We start from the raw sequence: 340 nt of genomic DNA on the forward strand, positions 1-340 counted from the left end.
CTTGGTGGAGCCAACCTTGAAATACCACCCTGCGCCTTTCTGGCGTCTAACTGAGCCCGGTTAGCCCGGGCCAGGACCCTGCGTGGCGGGCAGTTTGACTGGGGCGGTCGCCTCCCAAATGGTAACGGAGGCGCGCGATGGTGGGCTCAGGCCGGTCGGACATCGGCTGTTGAGTGCAAAGGCATAAGCCCGCCTGACTGTGAGCGCGACAGCGCGAACAGAGACGAAAGTCGGCCTTAGTGATCCGGTGGTCCCGCGTGGAAGGGCCATCGCTCAACGGATAAAAGGTACTCTAGGGATAACAGGCTGATCTCCCCCAAGAGTCCACATCGACGGGGAG

Annotated in this window: 1 rRNA gene; it reads left to right on the forward strand. The window is 61.8% G+C overall.

The annotated features are described in order from the left end of the window. A 23S ribosomal RNA gene (locus NJ376_RS28195) occupies nt 1-340 on the forward strand; the annotation flags it as partial.

This window comes from Siccirubricoccus soli, from assembly GCF_024178315.1.
Lineage (GTDB): Bacteria > Pseudomonadota > Alphaproteobacteria > Acetobacterales > Acetobacteraceae > Siccirubricoccus > Siccirubricoccus soli.